We start from the raw sequence: 692 nt of genomic DNA, 5'->3' as shown, positions 1-692 counted from the left end.
AGAAGAACCATCTGAACAGTGTCTCCGACATTCTTGCGGACCAGTTCTATCTGGGCGAAAAAGTGCCCAGTGATGAAGCGGTGAGGGCGCCGGTAAAACTGGGCCTGTCGGTGCTGCGTAGTCGTTCCGGTGANATTACCTTGCCGGTGAAAATGTCCGGTGACCTGGATGATCCCAGCTTCAGTGTCAGCGGCATGATTCTGAAAGTGCTGACCAACATTGTGGTCAAGGCGGCCACGGCGCCGTTCTCCGTGCTGGCCGGGCTGGCCGGTGGCGAGAACCTGGAGACTATTGTGTTCGACCCCGGCACCGCCGAGGTGGGGCCGCAAACCTCCAGTTCCTTGCAGGCCCTGGCCAAGGTGCTCACTGAAAAGCCGCACCTGCACATCGGGCTGGTGGGTACCGTCAGTGCAGAAGATCGCACCGCGCTTGCCGATCAGGCGATTGGGGACGATGTGGCCGGTGATGACTGGCCGGGTATTGATGCGGCCGTGTTGGAAAAGAAATGGCGCCGCAAGCTGATCCGCCGTTACGAATCTGACTATGACCGCGATGTGGAAACACTGGTCAGCGCGCCGCTGCCCGAGGATGACGATGAGCGTGACAGTGTACTGGCGCGCAGTGCCTGGGATGCCATGGTCACCGCAGAGGCGCCCTCAGTGGATAAGGCACAGCTGGTGGAGCTGGCGCGT

At 60.6% G+C, this 692-nt stretch carries 1 pseudogene; it reads left to right on the top strand.

From position 1 onward, the window contains the following. Window positions 1–692 (top strand): annotated as a pseudogene (locus A3754_RS26990) (hypothetical protein); the annotation flags it as partial.

The sequence above is a fragment of the Alcanivorax sp. HI0083 genome (genome assembly GCF_001635175.1).
Note: the sequence above shows the minus strand (reverse complement) of the source record. Positions and strands in the feature narration are given on the sequence as shown.